This window comes from Victivallis sp. Marseille-Q1083 (assembly GCF_903645315.1).
Lineage (GTDB): Bacteria > Verrucomicrobiota > Lentisphaeria > Victivallales > Victivallaceae > UMGS1518.
Map to the genome: position 1 here is coordinate 183,205 of NZ_CAHJXL010000001.1, position 24,939 is coordinate 208,143.

A 24,939-nucleotide genomic window follows, 5' to 3' on the forward strand; every position below is an offset into this window, starting at 1 on the left:
CTCAGTTGTCCTCCAGCCCGGCAAACAAACTCTTGAGTTTTTCCAGTGAAACCGGTTTGAGCAATATCGCATCGAATTCCGACATATCGAAGTTATTCTTCGCTTCAGTATCGGCGGTCACCGCCACCAGCTTCATTTTCCGCCAGGCCGATTCCCGGCGGATCCGCCGCGCCAGTTCGCCGCCGTCCATGCCCGGCATCCAGAGATCGGTGAGCAGCACATCCGCCACTTCCTGCCGCAACAGCTCCAACGCCTCCTTGCCGGAAACCGCCGAACGCACTTCCATCTTCAATTTCTTCAGCATCGCCGCCAATACCTTCAAGTTCATCGACACGTCGTCAACAACCAGAACCCGGCGGAACGTTGTACTACGCTCCGGTTCCGGCTCCGATTCCGGCGAAACCGGCCCCTGAACGTCGATCGCCACCCGGTCGAGACGCAACGAAAAATCACTGCCGCAATTGATCCGGCTTTCCAGCAGGATGACGCCGCCCATTTTGCCCGCCAGCCGCTGGGAGATCGCCAGGCCCAGCCCGGTCCCTTCGTAAATACGGCTGTCCCGGGTCGACTCCTGCTGTACAAACGGCTGGAAGATTTTTTCCTGATATTCCCGGCTGACCCCGATGCCGGTATCCCGCACATGGATCAACAGAGTTCCCCAATCGGCGGCCCGGCGCTGAAATTCGACGACGATATCGACGCTGCCGGCTTCGGTAAATTTGACCGCATTGCCGACCAGATTCAACAAAATCTGCCGCAAGCGCAAACTGTCCAGCTCCAGCAGCGGCAAATCCGCCGGACACTGCAGCGAAAACCGCAGTCCTTTCTGTTCGGTCCGGTGCCGGAAAATCGCATAAATTTCCTGCAGCAGTACCGCCAGGTCAGTCGGCTGCGGCACAAGTTCAAGCTGGTCCGCTTCGATCTTCGACAAATCCAGCACGCCGTTGATCAGTTTCAGCAAAGCGCGGCCAGCCAAGTTGATCGACCGCAAATAATCCTCCTGCTCCTGCCGCGGGATATCGCCCTCCTGCAGCAATTCACTGAAGCCGATCACCGCGTTCAGCGGCGTTCGCAATTCATGGCTCATCGTCGCCAGAAAATAACTCTTCGCCCGGTCGGCGTTGCGCGCATCCTGCAGCGCATCGGTCAGTTGACGCTGCACCTCGTTGAAATCGGTGACATCCACCAGCGTATTGAGCACATTGATCAGCTTGCCGTCCAGAAAGATCGGATAAGCCGACGACAGATAATCGCGTTCCTTGATCCGCAATTTCCGGACATGTTCCCGGTAATCCTGCAGCGACAGATGGACCGGGCAATTCGACAGATTGTCGTCACCGCAGAGGTAACCGAAACACGGCCGGGCGTAAACCTCCGCTTCCGGCAGGCCGGCAATCTTCAATGCGGCGTTGTTGACCCGCTGCAGCCGCATCTCCGGATCGAAAAGCAAAATCGGAATCTTGATCGTATCCAGGATCAGCCGTTTCTCGTATTCGCTGCGCTCCAGTTTATCGCGATTGCGCTTGCGTTCCAGCACGATTTCGACGATATGGGCCGCCGCCCGGAACAACTGCGCATCCTGGTCGGAAAATTGGTGTCCCTGCCGTTCATAAGTCAAGCCCAGATGCCCCCAGAGCTTGCCGCCGCGACGGATGCCGACGCAGAATAACGAATAAATCTTTTCCTGCTGAAAATGATCCGCCCAACTGCCGGTCTGGCTGATGGACTCCCCCTGCCGCAGATCCGGCACGATGAACAATTCGCCGCGCTGCATGCAGCGGAACCAGTCCTCGTCCTCCCGGATCGCCGGCCGCGGCAAATAATCGATCATCGACGGGATGCCCGGCTTATGCCATTCGACCACCGGAATCACCCGGTTCTGATCGTAATCGTACTGAAAGAGGTAGCAACGGTCGGCCGCCATCCGCGCCCCGACCGTGTCGAGCAGGTGCTGCAGGGCGCTGCTGTTGTCGTCATTGAGCACCACCGCCTCCAGACTGGTATTCAACAGCCGCTCCTGCTCGGCATAGACTTTCAAATTCTCCATCAGCGTCTGCCGTTCCGCCTCCAAACGCTTTTCTTCGGTGACATCCAGACTCAGCACCAGCAGCAATGCCCCGCCGTCCGGTCGCTCCACTTTGGTCAGCAGCGTATGCAGGTCGCAGACTCTGCCGTTCGGAAATTCGTAATGGTCGGCCACTTTCACGCTGCCGGAACGGCAGACTTCCAAATCATTGCGCCGGAATTGTTCGGCCTTATCCCGATAGCAAACCAGCTCATCCGCCCGCCGACCCAGCACTTCGGAGGCCGGAATGCCGGACAACTGCTCCGCCGCCCGGTTCCAGATGATGTAGCGGAAATCATTCTGGACATCCTTGGCGGCAATCATCGCCGGCAGATTGTCCATGATCGCCTGCAAAATGCTGTTGGTCGCCTTCAATTCCGCTTCGGCGGTAATTTCTCTCGACAGATCGATCGCCATGCCCAGCAGCAGACGGTCTCCGTTGGCCTTGATCAGCAATTTCTTGACGACCTTGCCGATGCGTTTCACACCCTGCGTATCGACAAAGGTCTCCATCGCATCCAGCACCTTGCCGCTCCGGACCAACTCCAAATCCTCGGACCGGTACAGCTCGGCCCGTTTCCGGTCCGGCACAATCTCAAAGTCGGTTTTCCCCAGAATCTCCGCCAGCGGCCGCTGGAAAAGCTGCTCCTGCAGACGGTTGCAGATGACATACCGGAAACCGTTTTCCACTTCCTTGGCGAAAATATAGCACGGCAGGTTGTCCATCACCTCCTGCAGCAGCATGGCCGCATCAAGACGCTGCAATTCCGCTTCCCTGGCGGCGGTGATGTCCCGGATGATGCCGAAATATTTCACCCGCCCCTGCCCGGCGATTTCCACCGGCTTCACCATCATTTCGAAAAAGCGGCAATCCTTTCCCGTCTTGACCCGATAGGCAATCTCCAGTGATCGATCTTCCCCCTGCAGCAACCGATGCCAGGCCGCCAGAAAATTCTGCCGGTCTTCCGGCGCCACCCATTCCTCGACCGTCATCCGCCGACCGTCACGCCATCCCCAATACTCCGGCTGCGGTTCGGCTTCCACCACGCAACCGTCGTCATATTGAAAATAAGTCATCTGCGCCACTTCGGCGGCCGCCTGCAGCATTTTATTCTGCAGCATAATCCGGTTATGCTTCTCATATTCCTCACCGATATCGCGGAAAACCAGCACCGCCCCGGCAATCCGTTCCGCCGCCTCCCTGATCAGCGCCACGTTCTCGGCGATATGCCGCCGCGAACCGTCACGGGCCACCAGATCGGTCTGTCTCGGCCGGGCGGCGCCTTCCCCGTCCTGCAGAACCAGGCGCACCAGCGAAGGCACCGAAGCGCCATCGGTCGGATCAACGGTGCGAAAACAATCCGCCAATTTCCGGCCGAGCAATTTTTCCGACGGCAGGCCGGTCAGTTCGGCCGCCACCGGATTCGCCAGCGTGATCACTTCCTGCTCGTCGGTCGCGATCACCCCATCGCCGATCGACTCCAGCGTCAACCGGAAACGCTCCGCCAATGCCGCCATATTCACCTGCGCCGCATGCAAATCCTCGACATCGGTCGAAACCCACAAAGCGGTTTCAACGCCAAAAATATCCCTCGACAGCTTCAACAATTTAGCCTGCCGCCGCCGGCCCCGGCAATCGTATTCGATCGTCAACGGCTGTCCGGAGGCGAGCACCTGCCGGACCGGCTCCTGAAACGTATTGCGGATATCCGCCGGAAATTCCTGCAGCGTCCACGTCTCTGCGGCAAAATCGGGCGCCGCTTCATCGGTCACCTGCAGAAAATGAATCCGCCCTCTGGCATCCGCCGCCGCCACTCTGACCGGCAACGCCCTGAAAATCACCTGCAAACGGCGGGAATGCCGCTGCCGGCTGATGAGATGAAAGATGAAAACCAGCAAGGCGGCGATCAAAGCCGCCAAGCCGGAAGCGATTTCCAGTTTATAACGCGACCAGAAAGAGCGCGGCGGGTGCAGGAGCAAGGTATCCGCCGGCAGCATTTCCGGCGTCAGATGATAACGCGCCAACAAATCGTAGTCGAAAACTGGCCGGCTCGCGCCGGTCGCCACCGGAATCCGCTCCGCCGCCTCCCCGTTCAACACCCGTTCCGCCAGCCGTGCGGCCTCGTAACCGTGCGCACCTCCCTCCACCATGACGCCGCCCGGAATCCCAGCCTCAAAGCCGCTGTCCTGGGTCATCAGGACCGACTTTGTCCGATTCTGAGCCATCTGTTCAAAAACCGAGCGAAGCAACTCCCGTCCCTCCGGCCGGCTCGAACGCCAGTTGTTGAAAACGACGAAAGAGTCGTCCGGCAGACCGGCAAGCTTCCGGAGCAGGTCCGCCGTCGTATCGTCGCGACCGTTGATCAATGTTATTTCCACCTCGGGCAACCGGACGGCGGCCAGTTGGTCCGCAGTGCTGCTGCCGTCGGTGATCAACACGATATTGCGGGTCCGCGGCCAGAGCTGCAATCCCAGTTCGATGTTGCGCAGATTGACTTCCGGCATCGCCAGGCCGGTGACATTGCCCAGCGGCGGCCGGGCGGCGGCGCGAAAGCCGTGATAACCGCAGAAAACCAGCGGCAAATCAGCCGGCAAGGTCAACACCCGGTCGAAGAAAAGATCGGCCGCAGGGTTGCCGGCCGCCACAACCAGGTCGTAAGCGGCGCCGGACAACTGGCCGCGCAGCCTCCCGACCTCGCGGGCCGACGGCTCCAGACCGGGGGCATTCAACACATTCAATTCCAGCGTATCGATGGTCACCGGCAGCGACCGGTCGTGAAAATACCGTCGGAACCCGCTCAGCAGATCATTGGTCCATCGATAAGAGGCATCGTAAGAGCTGATATATAAAATACGTTTGTCCGGCCGCTCCGCGTCAGTGTTTTCCACGCCCCGGCAAACGCTGACCCATCCCCCAATCAAAACCGCAGAAAACACTGCAATCAATCTTGCGGCCACCATATCGTTTCACCCCACAGTTGTGATCCGTCTTCCTTCCGGAGACTTTTTTCGGATTCATTCGGGTTAATATATCACCGCTTGATTTGATTACAAAGAGTTGCCGGTTCGAAGCCGCCGGCCGCCGGCCTCAAGGCCGCGGCGCCATATCCAGCGCGGCGGCAGCCTCAAGCTGCACTTTCGCCCGGTGCGCGTTGACGAGCGCCTCGGCCAGTTCGTTCTCACTGACGACATAATTTTCCTGCGCCGCATTCAGCCGGACGATGTCCACTTCGCCGACCTGGTATTCCTTGACGACCAGATCACGCTGCTCCCGCATGATATCGCGGCCGGCGGCAGCCAGCTCGGCCAGCTTCCGGTTGTGCACGCAGGAGGAATAGGCGTCGCGGATTTCCTGAACCGCCTTCAGCCATTCGTTCGTCCCGGTCAAATAAGCCTGGTCGAGTTCCGCTTTCGCCTCCCGACTTTTGTTGTAACGGCCGAACCCCTCAAAAAGATTCCAGGAGGCCAGCCCGCCGTAGTTGAATGAGTTGCCGGCCTCGTAGAAATTGCCGAAACCGGTCGGGTTGTTGCCGCTGTTTTGCGTCGAATTGGAACTGTAACTGTAATTGGTGAACACCGACATCGTCGGCGAAAAGCTGCTGTAGGAACGGTACAGTTGATACTTTAATACCGCCAGATTTTCCCGCACCGCATTCAAATCCGGCCGCTGCTGCAACGCACTGTCCAGCAGCACGTCGATCGGCAGCGGCGGCTTGACCTCCCGTTCCAGCGGCGCAAACTGCAACTGCGGAGAAAAAGTCCCCTCCGGATAGCCCAGCAGCACCGCCAGCGCATACAACCCCAGTTCATAGCGGTTGCGCGCTTTGACGATCTGCATTTCCGCCTGTTTGAGTCTGCCGGCAAAATTCAGTACGTCACTGCGGGACACTTCACCGACCCGATGGCGGATTTCCGCCTGCCGATACTGTTCCTGCTGGAAATCGGCGTCCGCCCGGGCGATCCGCTGCTGCGCCTGCGCAATCCGGATATCGTCATAAGCCAGACTGACCGCCTGCAGCAGCAGCCTTCCGGCGTTCTCACTCAAATGCTCCTGCATTTTGACGCCATGCCGGGCCGCCAGCAGTTGAAATTCCCGGGCCAGCCCGTCAAACACCACCCAACTGGCCTGTACCGTCGTAAAAGTATAGAAGACGGTGTCCTGCTGCGAAGAACCGTTGTCCCGGCCGTCATACAACTGATCGCCGATCGCGAATGCGCCGCTCAAGGCCGGCGAATAAGCCCCCATCGCCTGATAATAACGCATCTTTGCCGAACGGACGGCGAAGAAGGCCGCCTGGTAGGTCGGATTGTTTGCCAGCGCAATCCTTTTGGCGTCCGCCAGCGTCAAGGTCGAAATGCCGTCCAGCAGCTTCAGGTCCCCCGACCGGACGACAGCCGCCTGAAAACTGGTTTCCTCAATCAGCCGGCCGGCCGGCGGCGGCGTATAACAGCCGCCGAACAGCAGTATGCCGCCAATCAAACTACAGATCACCGTTGGCGTCTTCATTCCGCCGCTCCTCTCCCTTGCGCCGTACGGCGTTTTTTATACCAGTCGACCACACTTTGGCAGGCGATGAAAAACAGCGGGATCAACAGCACGCCGCCGGCAATGGCCAGGATCATGCCGCCGACCACCGCTACCCCGATCGAACGCTGGCTGGCCGCGCCCGGCCCGGCCGCATAAGCCAGCGGCAGCGTACCGAAGACAAAGGCGAACGCCGTCATCAGCACCGCCCGGAACCGCAGTTTCGCCGCCGCGCGGGCGGCCTCGGTGACCGACGCTCCGGCATCGTGGTGCTTTTTGGCGAAATCGACGATCAGGATGGCTGTTTTGCAGGCCATGCCGAACAACAGCACGATACCGATCTGCGTATAAATGTTGTTGTCGATCCCGGCCAGCGACAACAAACCCAGCGCCCCGGCCAGCGCCAGGGGAATCGCCAACACCACCGACCACGGCAGCATCCAACTGCCGTAGAGCGCCGCCAGGAAAAGAAAGATGAACACCACCGCCAGCGCAAACACCGACACCACGCTGTTGCCGGCCAACTGTTCCTGATAGGACATGTCGGTCCACTGATAGCTCATCTCCGCCGGCAGAATTTGTCCGGCCAGGCGCTCCATCGCTTTCATCGCCTCTCCGGAACTGCAACCCGGCGCCGGCGCCCCCTGAATCTGGGCGGCCAGCGCCAGATTGTAGCGGGTCAGATATTCCGCCGACACCGCGGTGCGGATTGTCGCCAGCGAAGCCATCGGCACCATCTGTCCCTGCCGGTTGGGAACGTAAAGCCGCAGGATGCGGTCGGCCAATTCACGATCCTGATCCCGCCCCTGCAATTCGACCTTGTACACCTGTCCGAACCGGTTGAAATCGTTAACGTAATTGAACCCCAGAATATTCTCCAGCAATTGATCGATCGCAGCGAGCGAAACGCCCATTTTCAGCGCTTTGGCCCGGTCGATGTCCAGAAACAGATAGGGACTGTCGGCATTGAAGGTTGAAAAAACGTTGCGCAACTCCGGCTGCCGCATCGCCGCCATCAGCATTTCATCCAGCACTTCCGCCAGCCGGGCCGGATCGGTCCCGGAACGCTGCTGCAAGACGAAATTGAAGCCGCCGGCCATGCCGATGCCGGGAATCGGCGGCGGTTCGAAAAACATGACCATTGCCTCCGGCAGCTCTTCCTGCATCGCCAGTTCTCCCTTGGCCATGATCGCCCCGATCGGCTGCCGCGCCCGGATACGTTCAGCCCACGGCTGCAGGACGACGATGACGAACGCATTGTTCGCCGACGGGACGCTTTTGAGAATGTTGTAGCCGGGGGAAGCGATGACGTCGGCCACCCCCGGCAGTTGCCGCAGCATTTTTTCCACCTGCGCCGTCACTTCCTCGGTTCTGGCCAGCGCCGTCCCGGACGGCAGTTCAACATTGGCGAAAAAAACGCCCTGGTCCTCTGCCGGCACGAAGCCGGTCGGCAATTTCGAATACCAGTAGCCGATCACGCCGGCCAGCAACAGATAAACCGCCAGTACCAGAGCGGTCAACTTCGTCAGGCCGGCCAGCACTTTGCCGTAACCGCCGGACAATGCGCCGAAACCGCGGTTGAACCAGCGGAACAGAAAAAATTTCGGCGGCGTTTCACGGCGGCGCAGCAGCAGGGCGCTCAAGGCCGGGCTCAACGACAGAGCGTTGATGGCCGACAGCAGCACCGCCACCGACAGCGTGACGCCGAACTGGCGGTACAATTCACCGGTAATGCCGGACAAAAAGCAAATCGGGACGAACATCGCCAGCAGGACTGCCGTCGTCGCGACAATCGCCCCGGAAATCTGCGCCATCGACTTGCCGGCCGCCTCGGCCGGACTCAACTGCTCCTCCGCCATCAGCCGGCTGACATTTTCAATGACGATAATCGCATCATCGACGACGATGCCGATCGCCAGGATCAAGGCGAACAGAGTCACCAGATTGATCGAATACCCCAACAGCAGCAGCACCGCGAACGTGCCGACAATACTGACCGGAATCGCCAGCGTCGGCACCAGCGCCATCCGCCAGTCCTGCAGGAAAATCAGCACGACCAACGCCACCAGCAGCACCGCCAGGCACAGCGTCTGCACGACATCATGGATCGAAGCATGGATGAAATTCGTCGAATCGTATTGAAAACCATACTTCAGATCGGGCGGAAATTCCCGGCCGGCTTCCGCCATCAGCCGGCGGCATTCGGCCGACACCTCCAGACCGTTGGCATTGCTCAATTGAAAGACCAGCAGCATCACCGCCGGTTCCCCATTCAGCGTGCTGACGGTATTGTAGGTTTCGGCACCGAGCTCCACGTCGGCAATGTCTTTCATTTTCACCTGAGCGCCGCCGGGTTCGGCCCGGACAATGATGTTGCCGAACGCTTCGGTGGTCAGCAGACGCCCGCGGGTCTGCACATTGTACCGCATCAACTGGTCGCGGGCCGACGGCGCCGCGCCGACGGAACCGGAAGAGACCTGCATGTTCTGGCTCTGCAGCGCCTGCATCACCTCCTCGACGGTGATTCCCATGCCCGCCATCCGCTCCGCATCCAGCCAGACGCGCATCGCGTAATCACTGCCGCCGAAAATCATCACCTCCGACACCCCGCGAACCCGTTTCAGACGGTTCTGCAGATTGATCGCCGCATAATTGCTCATGAACAGCGTATCGTAACTGCCGCCGGGCGAATAGAGGGAAATCGCCAGCAGGATATTGCCGGTCTGTTCTTTGACGATAATCCCCTCGCGCTGCACCGCCTCCGGCAATTGCGGCGTCGCCCAGTTGACCCGGTCCTGGACATTCTGCATATTGCGTTCGCCGTCGGTGCCGATATCGAAGGTGGCGACGATATCGACCGAACCGGAATTGGCGCTGGTGGACTCCAAGTAAATCATGTCGCGGACGCCGTCGACCTGATTTTCGATCGGTTCGACGACAGTTTGCAGCAAAGTCAAGGCATCGGCGCCCGGATAAGTGGTCGTAATATTGACCTGCGGCGGCGTGATGTCCGGATACTGGGCAACCGGCAAAGCGACGATCGCCAATATGCCGCACAGCGTAATGACGATGGCGATGACCATGGCCAGGTAGGGATGCCGGATGAAAAGCGAATCATTCATCGGTCCGCATCGCTCCGCGCCCGGCCGATCCGCACCGGCAAACCGGGCCGCAAGCGGGGATTGCCGGCGATAACCGCCCGTTCGCCGCTTTTCAGACCGCGGCGAATCACCACCTGTTCCCCGACGGCCGGTCCGACTTCCACCCGGCGCAATTCCAGAACGTTGCCGGCATCGACGACATAGACGAACGCGCTGTTCTGATCGTATTGGACTGCCTGTTTGCCGACCAAAACCACCGCTTCCGGTTGCGGATTGGTCAGGATCACCGTGACGAACAATCCCGGCAGCAGCCGGTGTCGCGGATTCTCGAACAACGCCTGCAATTTAAGCGTCGCGGTCTGCGGCTCCAACTGGTTGCTCCAATAGGTGATTCGACCGGTTTTATCGAAAAACGAGCCGTCGGCAAACCGGATGCGCACCGGCCAATCCGGCGATTTGCCCTGCGGCAGCGTCCGCAGCAGTTCCTCCGACAAATAACGGTCGCTGAGGTCGAATTCCACCCGTACCTCATCAATATAGGCCAACTCCGTCAACGGTAAATCGGGTACGCCGATGTAATTGCCGACGTCGGTTCTCGTCAGTCCGACCCAACCATCGAACGGCGCTTCCAACCGGGTATAACTCAAATTCAATTCCGCTTGCCCCCGGGCGGCTTCCGCCGCCGCCACTTCCGCTTCGGCGGCCTGTAAATCCGCCCGGGCGATATCGTAACGCTTCGGCGCAGTGACATTTTCTTCCAGCAGTTTCTCGGAACGGTCAAACTCCAAACGGGCATTGAGCGCCGCCGCCCGGGCTTTGGCCAATGTCGCCTCCGCCTGCTTGACCGCCAGCTCATAAGCAGCCGGCTCGATCAGATAAAGCAGCGTTCCCTGCTTGACATAGTCCCCTTCCCGGAAATTCCGCTGCTGCAGAAAACCGCTGACCCGGGCGACCAGTTGCAAGGTTTTCAACGGCTTGACTTCGGCGATCAACTCGTGGGAGGTCCGATATTCCCCCCCGACAACTTCCGTCACTTGAACCGTCATCGGCGGCAATGCCGGCGCCGGCGATTTTTCCTCCCGGCAGCCTCCCGGGACAACGACAGTCGCCGTGATGACGGCCAGCCGGCCGACCAGCCGACCGACTGCACCAAATTGCTGATTGCTCATTTTACCCCTCCTCCCGGGTCGTAAATTGCATGATCACGCTTTTTCGCCGCCTTTGTATTCAACTGTCAAGCGCAAAAACGATTCGAGGTGAGACCGGAAATACCGGCGATATGGTAAAATCATGTCGCCTTCCGTGTCCGCCAAGCCGGCCGAACCGCAGTCGGCGATTTTCCGGACACTTTCAGGCCAACCGACCGGCCGAACAACGGGCGAACCGTCAGCACACCCTGACCCGGCAAATAATTGAAATCCTCTCCTCTATTGATAAAATATGGCCAAACCGCTGAAAAGTCAAATTTTTTTCTATCCGGAATTGCCGGACACCGCAGACAACCACCTTTCGCAGCCGTTCAAAATATCTTTATCTCAAGAAGCGATAAAGTGTCATGCCGGTTCTCCGGAATGCCTCTTGTATTGTGTCATTACAGAGATATCTTTTATCTCCAAGTATATGTGGTGCAGCATATCTTTGTTGTTGAGTAACATTTCACATTCATCGATATTTGCCGGAGCTGCTTTGCAATCCAGGATGACTCCATACCAGAATGGTCCGGAATGAGTTTCCTGACATCTATTTCGCCTTTTTTCATAGCTTGATACAATGTGGTTCGTGAATATCCCGGAAAGAGCTCAGCCTCTTTCAATGCAACCAATTATGGCGTATGAATTTACAAAGTTTAATTCCATAGAGAATGAATTTGAGTTTCCAGTCGTAGCCATGAGGAAAATTAGAGATTTTTCGGTATTATAATTAAGAAATGATAATTTTTGATTTTTTGATCAATGCAAAGTTAATGAGCAAGGATAGACTTGAAACTCTACATTATTCCATCCTTTGTCCGGGAGAAATTCATGCAGTATTCAGGTAAAAAATAATTTTTTCGCTTTTTTTCATCCCCGGGGATTGACATCGTTCCCAAAATTTGCTATACTATTGTTGGTACAAGTTAACAATGGAAGAAGCAATGATACCAACCACTACAGATACCAAGTATAAATATCAGGAACTCAAGAGCTGCCTGATCGACCGGATCAGGAACGGGGTCTACCACGACGGCAAAAAAATCTCCTCCGAACCGGAATTGTGCAGAGAGTTCAGTCTGTCGCGCAATACGATCCGCCAGGCCGTCAAGGAACTGGAGCAGGCCGGGTTCCTTTATCGCGTACAGGGCAAAGGGACGTTCGTCCGCAACCGGACGCCTGAACAATCACGGAAAATCGCGCTGATCATTTACGACGTCTCCTACGCCACCCACCCGCTGACCGCCGGTTTGATCCGCGGCCTCGACGCGGTTTTGAGCGAAAACGGCTACCTGCTGGACATTCTGGCCAGTCACCGCAACTTTCAGGACGAAAATTTCGCCCAGTTGGCCGCTCATTATGCCGGATTTCTAATTGGTGCCTATCAGATCGACCCGCTGATCCTGCAGGAGCTCCGCCGGCTGGAGGTGCCGCTCCTTTTTGTCAAGAATTACCAGCCGGACTGCTTGAACGACGCCATCCGGATCGATTTTCACCGGGCCGGCTATCTCGCCGCCGAGCACCTGATCAAGCTGGGCCGCGGCGAACTGGCGCTGGTTTACGGCGGCGATCAGGCCGCCATTTCCCGGGAATACCGCGCCGGCGTCGTCGATTGCTGTCTGGAATACGGCGCCCGGCTGCGCGGCAGCCATATTTATGAGGTGGATTTTCTCAACAGCGGCGGTGCGCTGCCGGCAATCGCCGACCGTTTGGCCGACTCTCCGTCCCGGCCGGACGGACTGCTGGCCATCGACGACCAGATCGCCGCCGAACTGATCCGGCTTCTGCAGGCCCGGAATCGGCGGGTCCCGCAGGATATCGCCGTGGTCGGCTGCAACAACAACGAAATCGCCAGCCTGAATTCGCCGTCGATCACCACCATCGAAATCCCGACCTTCGCCCTCGGACAACTGGCCGCCCGGGAAATCATCAGCCGGATCGGCGGGACAGCGGAAAATCACGCGCCGCTGGAAGTAAAGCTATTGGCAGGAGAGTCAACCGCTGTCGCTGCAAAGTGACAGTTTTATAACAACCATCACTCAAGAAAGGAATGAAACCATGAAGCAGAAAAAATTCACACTGATAGAATTGCTCGTAGTGATTGCAATTATAGCAATTCTCGCCAGCATGCTGCTGCCGGCACTCGGCAAAGCCAAGGCCAAAGCGGTAGCGATCAAATGCACCAGCAACCTCAAGCAGATGGCGCTGGCAGCCAACATGTATGCCGGCGACAACAACGACTCGGCGCCTTTGGCGGTCGCTTATTCTTACAACGGTTACAGCGTAGTGGGCCAGTGGCTCTGGGATCTGGCGGATTACACCGGAGTCAATATGAAAATCTGGGCCGACTATCAGCAGGGAGATCACGCTCCGCTGGAGTGCCCGAGTTATTCCGGTGACAGGAGCTTTTACGCATACGGCATGAACTTATGGATCGGCGGTGCCTGGGATGGGGCCAGCGGCGCTTACACCTCTTTTCCGCCGTGCAAGCTCTCCAATGTGAAAAATCCCACCCAGGCGATTCTGTTCAGCGATGTCGTCAATAATTCCGGCTGGACCGGCCAATGGAACCAGCGGCTCACTACGTGGCCGGAAGCGGCATTCCGTCACAGCGCCTATCTCAACGCCGCTTTCGCCGACGGTCACTGTGAAGGAATTTCGTACCGGCAGGCGATCGAACCGGCGCAGCGTTTGTACGATTTGAGCTATTATCCGGTCAAAGGACTCGACATCCCGTAAGCTTCCGTCCTCTTTCCGCCGACCGCGATGAGCTGAACAGCCACTGACCGGCCGGCGGAATTGCTGTCGAACCGGCATTTTTTCATGCCGCCAATTGCTTACCCATGCCATCCACAATCTTTCGGAATCCGTCAAATGTATCGACTTGCCAATGATAAAATCATCTTTGAACTCGCCCAATCGCTGCAAACGGCCGAATTGAAAAGCGCCGCTACCGGCCGCGGTTTTCGCTGCGACAAAGTTTTCCAGTTGGTTTACGGAAATTATTACCGTTACCATCTGCCCGAACAATGCGAAAGCGGCGTATCGGCCGACGGCGACTCGCTGACCGTCACTTTCTCCCGCCCGCAGTTCTGGTCGCGGTTCCGGACCAACGGCTACCATAAACCGGAACCGGGGCCGGACTTGAAAATTGCCGTCCAGTTCTCACTGGACGACGACCAGTTGATCATCCGCCTGGCGCCGGTCGGCAACCTGGCCGACGAGGAGTGCCGGCTGATCGTCGCGCAGAATTTTCTCGCCTTCGACAGCGGCGAAACGGCCCAACTGGTTTTTCCCTACGGTTTCGGCGTCCAATTCGATTTTCCGCGCCGTGATTATCTGAAACAGCAATATTCAGCCGGCTGGGGATATTCGCTGCCGTGTTATGGACTTTTCCGGGATGACGGCGGCCTGGGCGTCTATCTGAAAACGCCGTACGACGCGGTCACCGAACTGGACTTCAACAGCCGGCAGCGCGGCCGTTCCGGCGTCGAAACCCAATTTCTATTCGAAAAAGAACTGGCCAATGCGCCGCGCGAAATGCGCCTGCGCTATTTCGAACCCGGCGGCGATTTCCGGACTCTGGCCAACTGGTACCGGGCCATCGTCCAGGCCGAAGGACGTTTTCGCTCACTGGCCGATAAAATCGCCGCCGCGCCGGAAGTGGAAAAACTGGTCGGCGCGGTCGTCTGGAAACACAATGTCTATTCCGCCGAACGACCGGAACACGTCTCAAAGGGTTACAGCCTGTACATGATGGCTCCCGATCAAAACGAATGTGAAGGGCTGCCGAACAACTGGACCGCCCGGGAAGTGTTCGACACCGCCAAAGCCAACGGCTTCGACCGGGTCTGCGTGCTCAACACCGGCTGGAACCGCTTCGGGTTCGACAGCGGCTACCCGAGCCGGCTGCCGCCCAATCCGGAACGCGGCACGCCGGAAGAATTCAGCCAAGCGGCCGCCTACGGCCGTTCACTGTCGGACGGGTACCTCTATTCGGTTCATGATAATTACATCGATGCCTACCGCAATTCCCCCGAATACGACGAAGCGCAACTGATCCGCAACGCCGAAGGCGCAACGGAAAAAGGCGGCATCTGGCGCGGCGGCCGTTCCCGGTTCCTCTGCACATCACAGAGCGTCGAATACGCCCGGCGCGACCTGCCGAAAGTCGCTGCGCTGGTCGGCCGCGGCTGCATCTACCTGGATGTGCTCGGCACGGTCCAGCTGTTTTCCTGCCATCACCCCCTGCATCCGCAGGGACGGCAGCAGGACGCCCTGGCCCGGCGGCAGGTGTTCTCGCTGGCCAAAATGTTTTTCGGCGCCGTCGCCACCGAAGGCGTTCCCGGCGACAGTTTCGCCGACCTGATCGACCTGGGCGCTTACATGCCGATCCACTTTCTCGACGGCACGCCGCTGACCGATCCGCAACCGGTGCCGGTTCCGCTGTGGCAACTGGTTTATCACGACTCGGTACTCAATTACTGTTCGGAAAGCACCTACCGTTTTTACGGCAGCGAATACCGGCTGCTCCAGTCCGCCTACGCCCTGCTGCCGACCCAATTCGACGCGCATTCACACCGTTTGAGTTTCGAACTGCGCGACGCCTACCGGGCGGCGATGACCGATTTCGAATTCCTGGAAAAACCGGAAGTCCGCCAACGGCCGGACGGCTGCTTTCAGACCGATACGGTCACCCGGAGCGTCTTCGCCGACGGCACCATAGTCATCGCCAATTTTCTGGACCGGAAATACCGCTGGGGCGAACACCTGATCCCGCCGCGGGAGTTCATCATTTTAAAGGAACAGTCATGAACAAATTCTGCCATATCCTCGGCTCGCTGGCGCTGGCGCTGACGGCCGCCGCCGAAGTACAATTCGATCCGGACCGTACCATCCTGTTCGCATCGTTCGATCGAAACGCCAATGCCGACTTTTACCGGGACGGCAATAAGACGGCCGCCCGTGCCGATGGGCACCTCGTGCCCGGCCGGAATGGAACGGCGATCCGGCTGGCCGACGGCGAAGAAGTAAAATATACCGACGTATCGCTGCCGGCCGCCGCCGGACTGGTGGAATTCGATTTCAAACCGGAATGGAATGGCAACGACAACGCAACCCATATCATTTTCCGGCTATTGGCCGGCAAAGACAATTACATCGAAATCAACAAACTCGGCGGCACGCACGGCAATGTGCTCGGCGGCGCTTTTCTCGCCAGAACCGATGGCGAAATCCAGGCCCGTTACTGTGCCATCGCCGACGCCGACGGCCAACGCTTCGATATCTCCGACTGGCGGGCCGGCCAATGGCACCGTTTGACGCTGAGCTGGAGCGGCGGACAATTTCAATTTCAGGTCGACGGCACGCCGGTCGCCGCCGGAACGCTGACCGCGTTGCCGGACCTCCAAGCGGCCACACTGCTGTTGGGCCGGGTCGACGGCGCAGCGTCTTATGACAATCTGCGCATCGGCCAACCCGTTCCAACCGGCTTTGTCTACCTGAGCGATCTGGCCGAAAACGTCAGCAAAACGCCGCCGCAGCTCAAATTCGGCAAGGATTGTTTTCCGACCAGTTGGGGCAACCGCCTGCCGTTGAAACGGCAGGGCAAATTCTATCGCAAGGGCCTCGCGCTGCACGCCCCCGGCATGGTCGAATACGCCCTGAACGGCGAATACGCCAGGCTGGTCGCGACGATCGGCATCAACGAATTGGCCGGTCCGGCCGGCAGCGTCGTCTTCGTCGTCAACGGTGACGGACGGGAACTTTTCCGCAGCCGGGAGCTGCTGCGCGTCAATGACGACTGGCTCGATCTCGACCTCGATGTCAGCGGCGTTCAAACCCTGCGGCTGGAAACTTTAAGCGGTGACGAAATGACCAGCGACCACGCGGTCTTTCTCGATGCCGCCCTGCTGAAGCCGAGTGTCGACCGGCCGACCAGCACAGCCGGCGACACTTCACCGATCAAACTGGAACCCCTGCCGGCGGACGGCAAAATGAAAGTCTGGATCGATGAAGTCAACGATTTCGTCGAGGTGGATGTCCGAACTGCCGGCGCCGAAGCAGCCTACCGCTATACCGCCAGCCCCATTCCCGGCCAGATGGCGCTGGCTCCCGGCAACTGGCAAACCGCTTTCAATCCGGTCACGCCGCTGGAATTTTCCGATTCCTTCGGCTGTGAACTGTTCGCCTCCCCCGGCGAATACGAGCTGGGGAAATTCTATCTGGCCGCCGGCGGAAACCTCGACAAACTGCAATTTTCACTGGAAACGCTGACGGCGGAAGACGGGACCCGACTGCCGGATGCCGCCGTGGAATTGTTCTATGGCTATCGGATGCCGGAAGCCCGCCGCTACTCCTACCCGGCCGCCGATTCGATGGTGACGACCCGTTATCTGCTGCCGCTGCGGGAGCTGTCGCTGCCGGCCGGCGAATTCCGGGAAATTTTCCTGCGCGTTCACCTGCCGGACACCCAGCCGCCCGGGCGCTACACCGGCAACCTGCACATCGCCGGCAACGGCATTCAGACCACGCTGCCGATCCAGCTCGACGTCCTGCCGATTCGCCTGCAATCGCCGCCGGACAAAAATTGGGGCATCTATTACGACCCCGGCCGCGTCATCATGAATGAAACGGCCCTGGCCCGGGAACTCGCCGACCTGGCCGCCCATCATATCACGATGCTTTACTGCGGCGATTATCTGCGCATGCGGATCAGCCGCAATCAGGCCGGAGAACTGCAAACCTCCTCCGCCGCCCTCCGGCGCGGCCTGGAAGCGCTCCGCCGCAACCATTTCCGCGGCAAAGTGATCGTCAACCACGGCCTCGGCGAAGCGATCAGCCTCTTCCATCCCTGCGCCACCGTCGAGGACAAAAAAGCCGCCGCCGAACTGGTCCGGCACGATGCCGCGTATCAGGCGCTGGCCCGGCGGGTCATGACCGAATTGAAGCAGATCGCCGCCGAATACCCGGAACTGGAATTGCTGGTTTCGACCCTCGACGAAGTTTTCAACGACGGACGCCTGCCGCTCTATCTGGCCGCCACCGAAGCGGCCAAACAGGTCGACGGCTTCCAATATTACATCACCTTCAACTTCCTCGACGGCACCGACGCCATGCGCCGGGCAGTCGCGCCATACGCCGACTACCGCAGCGGCCACATGTACACCTGGGAGTGGTTTCTGGCCCGGGGCAATACTTTTGCCGCTTACCAGCAGGAACTGGACCGCTACGGCAGCAAGGCCGGCGCCTATTACAATCCGGTCGGTTATTTTTACAGCCCGAGCTGGTACCGGGCGGTTATGGGCGTCGAATTCTGGCAAAGCAATCTTTCCTTCCAGATTCCGTGGATGTATTACTCCTGCACCGGCAGTCCGTATGAATTTCCGGAGTCGAAAGGCAGCCATATCTTCGGCTTCTACGATGAAAATTACGGTCAGGTCATCCCAACCCTGATCTGGGAAGGCTATCGCGAAGGCATGGATGACTACCGTTATATTTATACGCTGGAAAAGACGATCGAAAAACAACGCGGCGGCAAGCCGGAGCTGGCGGCGGAAGCGGCGGAATTTCTGCAGCAATTCCGGGCCTCGCTTCCTGTGCCGCAGGGACTCGAGTACGGCAACCAACTGATCGGCACCAACCGGGAATGCCCGTGGACCAGCCGGGTCGCCGGTCAACTGAAATATAGCGACTTCCAGCAATTCCGACGCCAATGCGCCGAATATATCATCCGATTGGAACAATAAAAGGTTTTTTGTCATGAAGCAAGTATTCGTCGGTGAAACCGAACTTACCCTGCCCACCTACCAGCCCGGCCCGGCCGATCCGGAACCGCCGCTGCTGAAGGAATTCACCCCGCGCGGCGAACCGGTCTATCCGTATTCCACCCAGGAACTGCTCGGTCGCGAAGCGGTCGAGCGCCAGTACCGCGCCCTGGTATTGGAAAATGACTTTATCAAAGTCACCGTCCTGCCGGAACTCGGCGGCCGGATCTATTCGGCCTTCGACAAGGTGAACCGTCATGAGCTTTTTTACGCCAACCGCACGATCAAACCGGGGCTGTTCGCGGTGCGCGGCGCCTGGCCGGCCGTCGGTGTCGAATTCAATTTCCCGAACAGTCACTGCACCGCCACACTGGAAACGGTCGAAGCCGACACCGAAGTCGACGCCGACGGCTCGGCTTCGATCATCGTCGGCGATCTGGAATGCTGCAGCCGAATGAGCTGGAGCGTCCGGATTCGGCTGCGGCCCGATTCTTCCGCAATCGAACTGGACAGCAAGTTGTGCAATTTCACCGATTTTCCGGAGCGTTATTACTACTGGATCAACGCCGCCTGTCCGATCTACCCGGAAAGTGAAATCATCTACCCGGAAACGACCGACCGGCTGCTGACCCATCCGCCGATGGACGCCACCCGGCTCGGTTACCTGAACTGGCCGGAGCATGACGGCAGCGCCATCAACCGTTTCAAAAATATCAAACAGCACTTTCCGGTTTTCGCCGAAAAGATGACCGAGGATTTTTTCGGCATCTATCACCACGATCACAGCTTCGGCCTGGCCCACGTTGCCGACCGCACCGTCGTCAAGGGCCGGAAACTGTGGACGTTCGGCAACGCCCGCGACGGCAAAATCTTCATCGACCTGCTGAGCGACGACCGGCAGGATTACTGCGAGCTGCAGACCGGGCCGTTCCGGCTGCAGTCGGATTACCGGCTGCTGTCTCCCGGCGATTCGCATTGCCAAACCGATTACTGGCTGCCGGTCGCCGGCACCGGCGGATTCAACCTGGCCTGCCGCGAGTTCACCGCCCACATCAATCTGGGCGCCGCCGGCGGCAGGCTGAGACTCTGTCCGGCCCGGCGGCTTGAAGGCCTGGCCATCCAGGTGTGGCTGGACAAGGAGATCAGCCGGGAATACAGCATCGACACGCAGCCGGGCCGGCTGGTTGAAATCGAGCTTTCGGGCGGAAACCGGCTGCTGTTCCGTCACAACGGCCGGCTGCTGGCCTCCTACCGGACGCCGGCGGAGCGTCAGCCATCGAGCGCGGTCATTGACTGGCAACGGCCGCTCCCTGTGGTTTCGCCGGAACGCAAGGCCGTTTACCAGCAGGAACACGCCGACGATTCAGCCGCCGCCGCGAGCGCCGCGGCCGGCACCAGTGCGGCGGCCGCCGCCATCGCCGGCCGCCTGGCGCTGCGCCGCAACCAGCTCTCCCGCGCCAGATATTTCCTCGACCTGGCGCTGGCCCGGGACAGCCACCATCCAGAGGCGCTGCTCTACCGCGGCGAGCTGCATTGCTCCGGCCAGGAGTTCGAGGCCGCCGAAACGGACTGGATGCGGGCGGCGGAAACCGGCCGCGGCCGGCGGCGGGCCAGATTCAAGCTGGCTCAACTGGCACTGCGGCAGCATCAATTCACGACCGCGCTGTCCCGCTTGATTCCGCTCTGCGGCGAATTCCCGCACGACAGCCGGCTCTGGCATCTGCGCGCCGTCGCCGAACGCCGTCTCGGCATCGACAACCGGGCCAGCCTGGAAGCCGGACGCCGGGCCTTCCGCTGGGATCCGCTGGGTTGGGGGGAACGGTTTCTCGCCGGCGGCGCTCCGGCCGTCGGCGACCAATTCCGCATGGAAGCGGTATGCGCTTACTGCCAGCTCGACGACCGGGAGGCCGCGATCCGGCTGCTGCAGGGAGAATGGACGGCAAACATTGCCATCGCCCGCTATTATCTGGCGGCGCTTACCGGCCGGAAACCGAAAAATCCGCAGTGGAATTCCTGGCCGGCGTTCCGGCGGGAGGACGAAGCAATTCTGCGGCAATTTCAGAACCCGGAGAGCTGTTTCCAGCTCGGCTGCCTGCTGGCGGCCCAGGACCGCTGGGAGGAAGCGGTCGTCCGGCTGCTGATGGTCCGCGGTCCGCTGCAAGCTGCGGCGCGCAGTCTTTTAATGTTCTATTACTGGAAAATCGACCGGAACGTGCCGGTCGCCGCCGGCTACGCCGCCGCCGTCGGACCGGAAGCCGCCACCAAAACCCGAATCGCCGCCGCCGCAATTTTGCAGGAAGCCGGGCAGCCGGAAGCCGCCCTGCAACTGTTCACCCTGCCGCCAGCCGCCTTCGAGGCCGATTTGCGCCTGCAACTGGCCAGAATTCAGGCGTTGCTCTGCTGCAATCAACCGGAAAGCGTCCCCCGGCTGTTCGCCGCCAGCCATTTTACACTGTGCGAAGGAAAACTGCTGAGCCGCGAACTGTATGAATGCGGTTACTTTCAGCTCGCCAGACAGGCCGAAGCGACCGGAAACGACCAGGCGGCGATGGAATATTATCTCAAGGCAACCGAATATCCGGAAAATGTCGGCATCGGCGCCCCGGCCGCCAACAGAGAGGCGGAAGGCTATTTTCACGCCGCCCTCGCCGCCCGGCGCGCCGGGAAAGAGCCATTGGCGCAACAATACCTGGAACGGGCCGCGGCGGCCGGCGACGGTCTTGCCATCCCGTTTTTCCCGTTGCAGTTCCTCGTCCCGGAAGCCGGAACGGAACGTATCGACCGGCGTTACTACCGCAACCTGCGCTACCGGATCAAGGCGATGGAGCAGCTCGGCCGCGATCCGTCGGCGCTGCGAACCGAACTGGAAACCTATGCCGACTATCTCGCCGGCAGCCGGCGCAGTCTGGAATAAGCTCCCCTGGCCCGGAGTGCGATTGATCGCACTCCGGCCGCCCACTTACCGCCCGGCGTCAAGCAGCCACTGCCGATAACCGTAGCGGTTCTCCTCGCCGGCCCCCTGGGTTTCCCGCCGGATCACTTCAATCCGTTCCAGGTCACTTGCGGCAATTTCGGTGTCCGGCCGGACAATTTCACATTCGGCGACGACGACCAGTTGCGATTTTTTAGACGATTCGCGCTCGGTTGCAAAAAGCCAGCCCAGCAACGGCAAATCTTTCAGCAGCGGGACGCCGCCGACATCGCTGACCACCTGCGTTTTTTCAATCCCGCCCAGATAAAAACGGTTCCGCCCGTTGCCGAGCATCACCTGCTGACTGGACTCGTAATCGCCGGTCCGTACCGCTCCGGTCGAAGTGTACCCCAGCATGCTTCTGGTGTTGACCTCGACTTGAAGCACGGTGGCGTTGGCGGTGACCGACGGCGTGACGGCCAGTTCGAAACGGAATTGGTCGTTGGCCGTTTTCACCTCGACGGCGTTGCCGTGCTGCTGTCTCGTTCCGTCCGGCAACGGCGTCGGTTCCAGCGGCGCCGACGCCGCGTACAGAATGCCGCTGGAGCGCCGGATGCGGCCGGTCGAACCGTTCTGGACAGCCAGTTCGCCGGTCGAGACGATTTTCGCTTTCCCTTTGGAAACCAGAAAATCCAGGAATTTGGTGTTCCACTTCGGTTCGAAATTGAAATAGTGGGTATTGACCGTCCCGTCCGGAGCGACCGGGGTTAAAATATCCCCGACGTTGTAATTTTTCGAAAAATTGGCGCCGGTATTGAACAACCGGACGCCGTCGTTATTTTTCCAGGACTGGAAATCGACGCCGAGCATGCCGTCGTTCTCCGCGTCCAGCTCGTAAACCGTGCAACTGATCCGGACTTCCGGATGGGCCACGTCATAGAGTTTCAACATCTCCTCGATGTTCTTGCGGGAATACAATGCCGTATTGAGAAAAAGACAGTTCAAATCCTCGTCCACCTCCACTTTGTCCTTGCCGCCGATCAGCTCCACCGTATCGTTGGAAACATTGGCGCCGACCAGCTTGATCATCGCCTGCAGTTCCCTGGCGCTCCGGTTGGCCGGGAAATAGATATATTTCGGCTGGCCGGAGGAGTTCATGATTCCCGGCGCATCGAGCGATTCGACCAGTTCGTCGATTCCCATGCCGTTCGGACTCGACGCGAACCGGTATTCCTCGGCGGACACCATGATCACCCCGGTGCCGTCGGCAAACTTGACGCATTCGATACCGGTCGGCACGAAAATTTTCGCCGTCCCGTCCCGGTTTTCCTTGCTGTAAACATTGTAATAATCCGGATTGGCGCGGCCGGCGGCGTTGTTGTAATCGACCCGCAGCGTCTGGACCATCTCCCGCAGATACGGACGGATCGAATACGGATCGGCATGTTTCAGCACATAGGTTTTGGTGATGATTTTGGGATCGTTGGTGTCGCGGATAAAATGCACCACTTCCGCGTCTTCGCGGATGTTCAGGCGCAACTGCGCCTGGACGTTGCTCTGGCTGTAAGCCGGATTGTCGTTGGAAGTGGGCTGCTGGTTGGCGAGTGCCGGGAAAGCGGCCGGCAGCAGCAGGGCTGTCAAAGTTGATTTCCACCGCATCGGTTATCGCTCCTCCGGGTTGACCAGTTCGGAAGCCGCCAGCAGCTTACCGGTGACGGCGGCAATTTCGGCATCCGGATGCAGCAATTCGGCTTTGACCGCAACGAAATAGAAATGTTTCTCTGTAGTCCGCGTCGTCGTGCCGAAGAGATATTTCAGCACCGGCAGCTCACAGAGGAACGGAACGCCGATGGTCTGTTCAACCTCCTCTTCCCGGACCCAGCGGGACAGCAGCCGTTCGGCGCCGGTTTGAATGGAAAAGGCGCCGATGGTCGTCACCGTTTCATAAAGCTCATTGCCGTGATTGTCCCGTTCGACAACATTTTGCATCTCCAGCGTATAGAAAAAATTCAGCACGCCGCACTGTGCGGCATAATCCGCTTCGCTGTAGCCGAGCTGCCCGGTCTTCCGGTCGGTCTTGCCCGACAGCGCAATCACCGGCTCGGTGACGGTCAACTCCAATTTGTCATTGGCGGAAGCCGCAACCGCGCTGGCAAATTTGTCATCTTTGACCAGGTTCTGATAGGCGGGCGTAAATTTGAGTTTCGCATCGTGCCCGGTGGCGATCGAGAGGCTGGCGCTGGTGGCCAGCCGCGCCCTGCCGTCCTGCTGCAGCAACCGCACGAATGAAAAATCGAAAGACGGCGCGAACAGGAAAAAACCGTACGGCCCAAAGGAATTTTCCAGCGCCGAGCCTTCCAGAAAAGTCGCACCGGCCTCGAAAAGGTTCAACCCCGGTCCATTTTTCCAGGCCAGATAATCGATGCCCAGGTCCCTGAGGCTGCTCTCCCGGACGTCGTAAACCTTCAGCGAAATGGTAAACTGCGGCACCGGCCGGTCCAGCCAGGCGAGATATTTCTTCATATCCTCGTCCTTGCGGATGGAATCCTTCCAGTAAATCCGGTTTGTCGCCGCGTCAAACGCCACCACCGCATCCTGATTCGCCCCCTCGGTGGCATTGGAAGAAATTCCCGCCTTGATCATGACGTTCATCATCGTTTCGCTGGAACGCCAGACCGGCGTATAGACGCTGCGGACAATGCCGGTGCCGTCGATTCCGGAACCGTCCGGCCCTCTGGCGCCGGGACGGTCGAGCTTGGCGATCATATCGTCGATGTACGGCATCAGCGGCTCCGGACAGCTCACTGAAACGAATTGTTTGCCGCCGGCCGCGTAATTGATGCGGTCGGCGGAACCGTTTTCGGCATACCGCTTGATCGCCCCGAGAATGAAAGGGACGAGATCGTTGGCCTGCTGGTGTTTGAGTTCATAGAGCTTAGACACCATATAATTCTGGGCGTCGTCCTCGACAAACCGAATTTTCTGAACCTTCTCCGCCGGAATCGCGTCCACCGGCATTGCCGTTTCCTGCCCGGCCGCCGAAACGGCGGCCAGGACGGCCAGCGCGCCACCAAGAATCTGTTTCCCTACCGTCTGCTGCACTGCTCCGAATCTCCCGTTATGTATGTGCTTACTTCTACCTTCACCAGCCGCCGTTGCGACACGGCAGGGCGTTCCAGTCTTTTAACATAAGTTTCGTCGGTTAAAATTCGGTGAGGGAAATACTAGTTTTCGATGAGTTTTCCCAAAAAAATGATTAGGAAACGATTGGACAATCGTTTCCAGCCGGCGATTTTACGGCCCAGTTTCCCCGGCGGCGTTCTGCGCCGGGCTTTCTGATTTTTATTTCGTTAAAAAATCATCCGCCGGCTCGGGTCGGAA

11 protein-coding genes are annotated in these 24,939 nt (G+C 59.1%); 5 read left to right on the top strand and 6 right to left on the bottom strand.

The features are described 5' to 3' along the window. Position 1 precedes the first annotated feature (1 nt). From HWX74_RS00655 to HWX74_RS00670, 4 genes are all read right to left on the bottom strand, one after another. The gene (locus tag HWX74_RS00655) at positions 2 to 4,954 is read right to left on the bottom strand and encodes a PAS domain-containing protein (RefSeq protein WP_176011683.1); all 4,953 of its coding nucleotides are present in this window, start codon (positions 4,952 to 4,954) and stop codon (positions 2 to 4) included. Between the two features lie 199 nt (positions 4,955 to 5,153). Next, positions 5,154 to 6,572, bottom strand: coding sequence for a TolC family protein (locus tag HWX74_RS00660; protein WP_176011684.1), 1,419 nt, complete (start codon positions 6,570 to 6,572; stop codon positions 5,154 to 5,156). Further along, complete coding sequence (locus HWX74_RS00665) at positions 6,569 to 9,712, bottom strand: efflux RND transporter permease subunit (protein WP_176011685.1); 3,144 nt, start codon at positions 9,710 to 9,712, stop codon at positions 6,569 to 6,571. Before HWX74_RS00665 ends, HWX74_RS00660 begins: the two co-directional genes overlap by 4 nt. Next, the gene (locus HWX74_RS00670) at positions 9,709 to 10,860 is read right to left on the bottom strand and encodes an efflux RND transporter periplasmic adaptor subunit (protein WP_176011686.1); all 1,152 of its coding nucleotides are present in this window, start codon (positions 10,858 to 10,860) and stop codon (positions 9,709 to 9,711) included. The genes HWX74_RS00665 and HWX74_RS00670 overlap by 4 nt, the downstream gene beginning before the upstream one ends. 965 nt (positions 10,861 to 11,825) lie before the next feature. Here HWX74_RS00670 and HWX74_RS00675 point away from each other — a divergent pair. The 5 genes from HWX74_RS00675 to HWX74_RS00695 all read left to right on the top strand — a co-directional run bounded on the left by HWX74_RS00675 (position 11,826) and on the right by HWX74_RS00695 (position 21,561). Then, positions 11,826 to 12,899: a substrate-binding domain-containing protein gene (locus HWX74_RS00675; protein WP_176011687.1), complete on the top strand. Its 1,074-nt coding sequence runs from the start codon at positions 11,826 to 11,828 to the stop codon at positions 12,897 to 12,899. A 40-nt stretch (positions 12,900 to 12,939) separates the two neighbouring features. After that, positions 12,940 to 13,620: a type II secretion system protein gene (locus HWX74_RS00680; protein ID WP_176011688.1), complete on the top strand. Its 681-nt coding sequence runs from the start codon at positions 12,940 to 12,942 to the stop codon at positions 13,618 to 13,620. Between the two features lie 135 nt (positions 13,621 to 13,755). Continuing rightward, the gene (locus HWX74_RS00685) at positions 13,756 to 15,696 is read left to right on the top strand and encodes a hypothetical protein (RefSeq protein WP_176011689.1); all 1,941 of its coding nucleotides are present in this window, start codon (positions 13,756 to 13,758) and stop codon (positions 15,694 to 15,696) included. Then, positions 15,693 to 18,629, top strand: coding sequence for an NPCBM/NEW2 domain-containing protein (locus HWX74_RS00690; RefSeq protein ID WP_176011690.1), 2,937 nt, complete (start codon positions 15,693 to 15,695; stop codon positions 18,627 to 18,629). The genes HWX74_RS00685 and HWX74_RS00690 overlap by 4 nt, the downstream gene beginning before the upstream one ends. A gap of 13 nt (positions 18,630 to 18,642) precedes the next feature. After that, positions 18,643 to 21,561 (top strand): DUF5107 domain-containing protein, encoded by a 2,919-nt coding sequence (locus HWX74_RS00695; RefSeq protein ID WP_176011691.1) that lies wholly within the window; start codon positions 18,643 to 18,645, stop codon positions 21,559 to 21,561. Positions 21,562 to 21,606: 45 nt separating this feature from the next. Here HWX74_RS00695 and HWX74_RS00700 read toward each other — a convergent pair whose 3' ends face one another. Together HWX74_RS00700 and HWX74_RS00705 are read right to left on the bottom strand one after the other, a co-directional pair. Then, a complete protein-coding gene (locus tag HWX74_RS00700; protein ID WP_176011692.1) occupies positions 21,607 to 23,217 on the bottom strand; it encodes a type II secretion system protein GspD in 1,611 nt (536 codons plus the stop codon). Between the two features lie 3 nt (positions 23,218 to 23,220). After that, positions 23,221 to 24,660, bottom strand: a complete 1,440-nt coding sequence (locus HWX74_RS00705) for a hypothetical protein (RefSeq protein ID WP_176011693.1) — start codon at positions 24,658 to 24,660, stop codon at positions 23,221 to 23,223. Between the last annotated feature and the right edge of the window lie 279 nt (positions 24,661 to 24,939).

Excerpts from the sequence above, each read along its gene's own strand:
- HWX74_RS00680 (WP_176011688.1), top strand. The coding sequence starts at position 12,940 with ATGAAGCAGAAAAAATTCACACTGATAGAATTGCTCGTAGTGATTGCA.
- HWX74_RS00695 (WP_176011691.1), top strand. The coding sequence starts at position 18,643 with ATGAAGCAAGTATTCGTCGGTGAAACCGAACTTACCCTGCCCACCTAC.
- HWX74_RS00690 (WP_176011690.1), top strand. The coding sequence starts at position 15,693 with ATGAACAAATTCTGCCATATCCTCGGCTCGCTGGCGCTGGCGCTGACG.
- HWX74_RS00660 (WP_176011684.1), bottom strand. The coding sequence starts at position 6,572 with ATGAAGACGCCAACGGTGATCTGTAGTTTGATTGGCGGCATACTGCTG.
- HWX74_RS00670 (WP_176011686.1), bottom strand. The coding sequence starts at position 10,860 with ATGAGCAATCAGCAATTTGGTGCAGTCGGTCGGCTGGTCGGCCGGCTG.
- HWX74_RS00675 (WP_176011687.1), top strand. The coding sequence starts at position 11,826 with ATGATACCAACCACTACAGATACCAAGTATAAATATCAGGAACTCAAG.
- HWX74_RS00700 (WP_176011692.1), bottom strand. The coding sequence starts at position 23,217 with ATGCGGTGGAAATCAACTTTGACAGCCCTGCTGCTGCCGGCCGCTTTC.
- HWX74_RS00685 (WP_176011689.1), top strand. The coding sequence starts at position 13,756 with ATGTATCGACTTGCCAATGATAAAATCATCTTTGAACTCGCCCAATCG.
- HWX74_RS00665 (WP_176011685.1), bottom strand. The coding sequence starts at position 9,712 with ATGAATGATTCGCTTTTCATCCGGCATCCCTACCTGGCCATGGTCATC.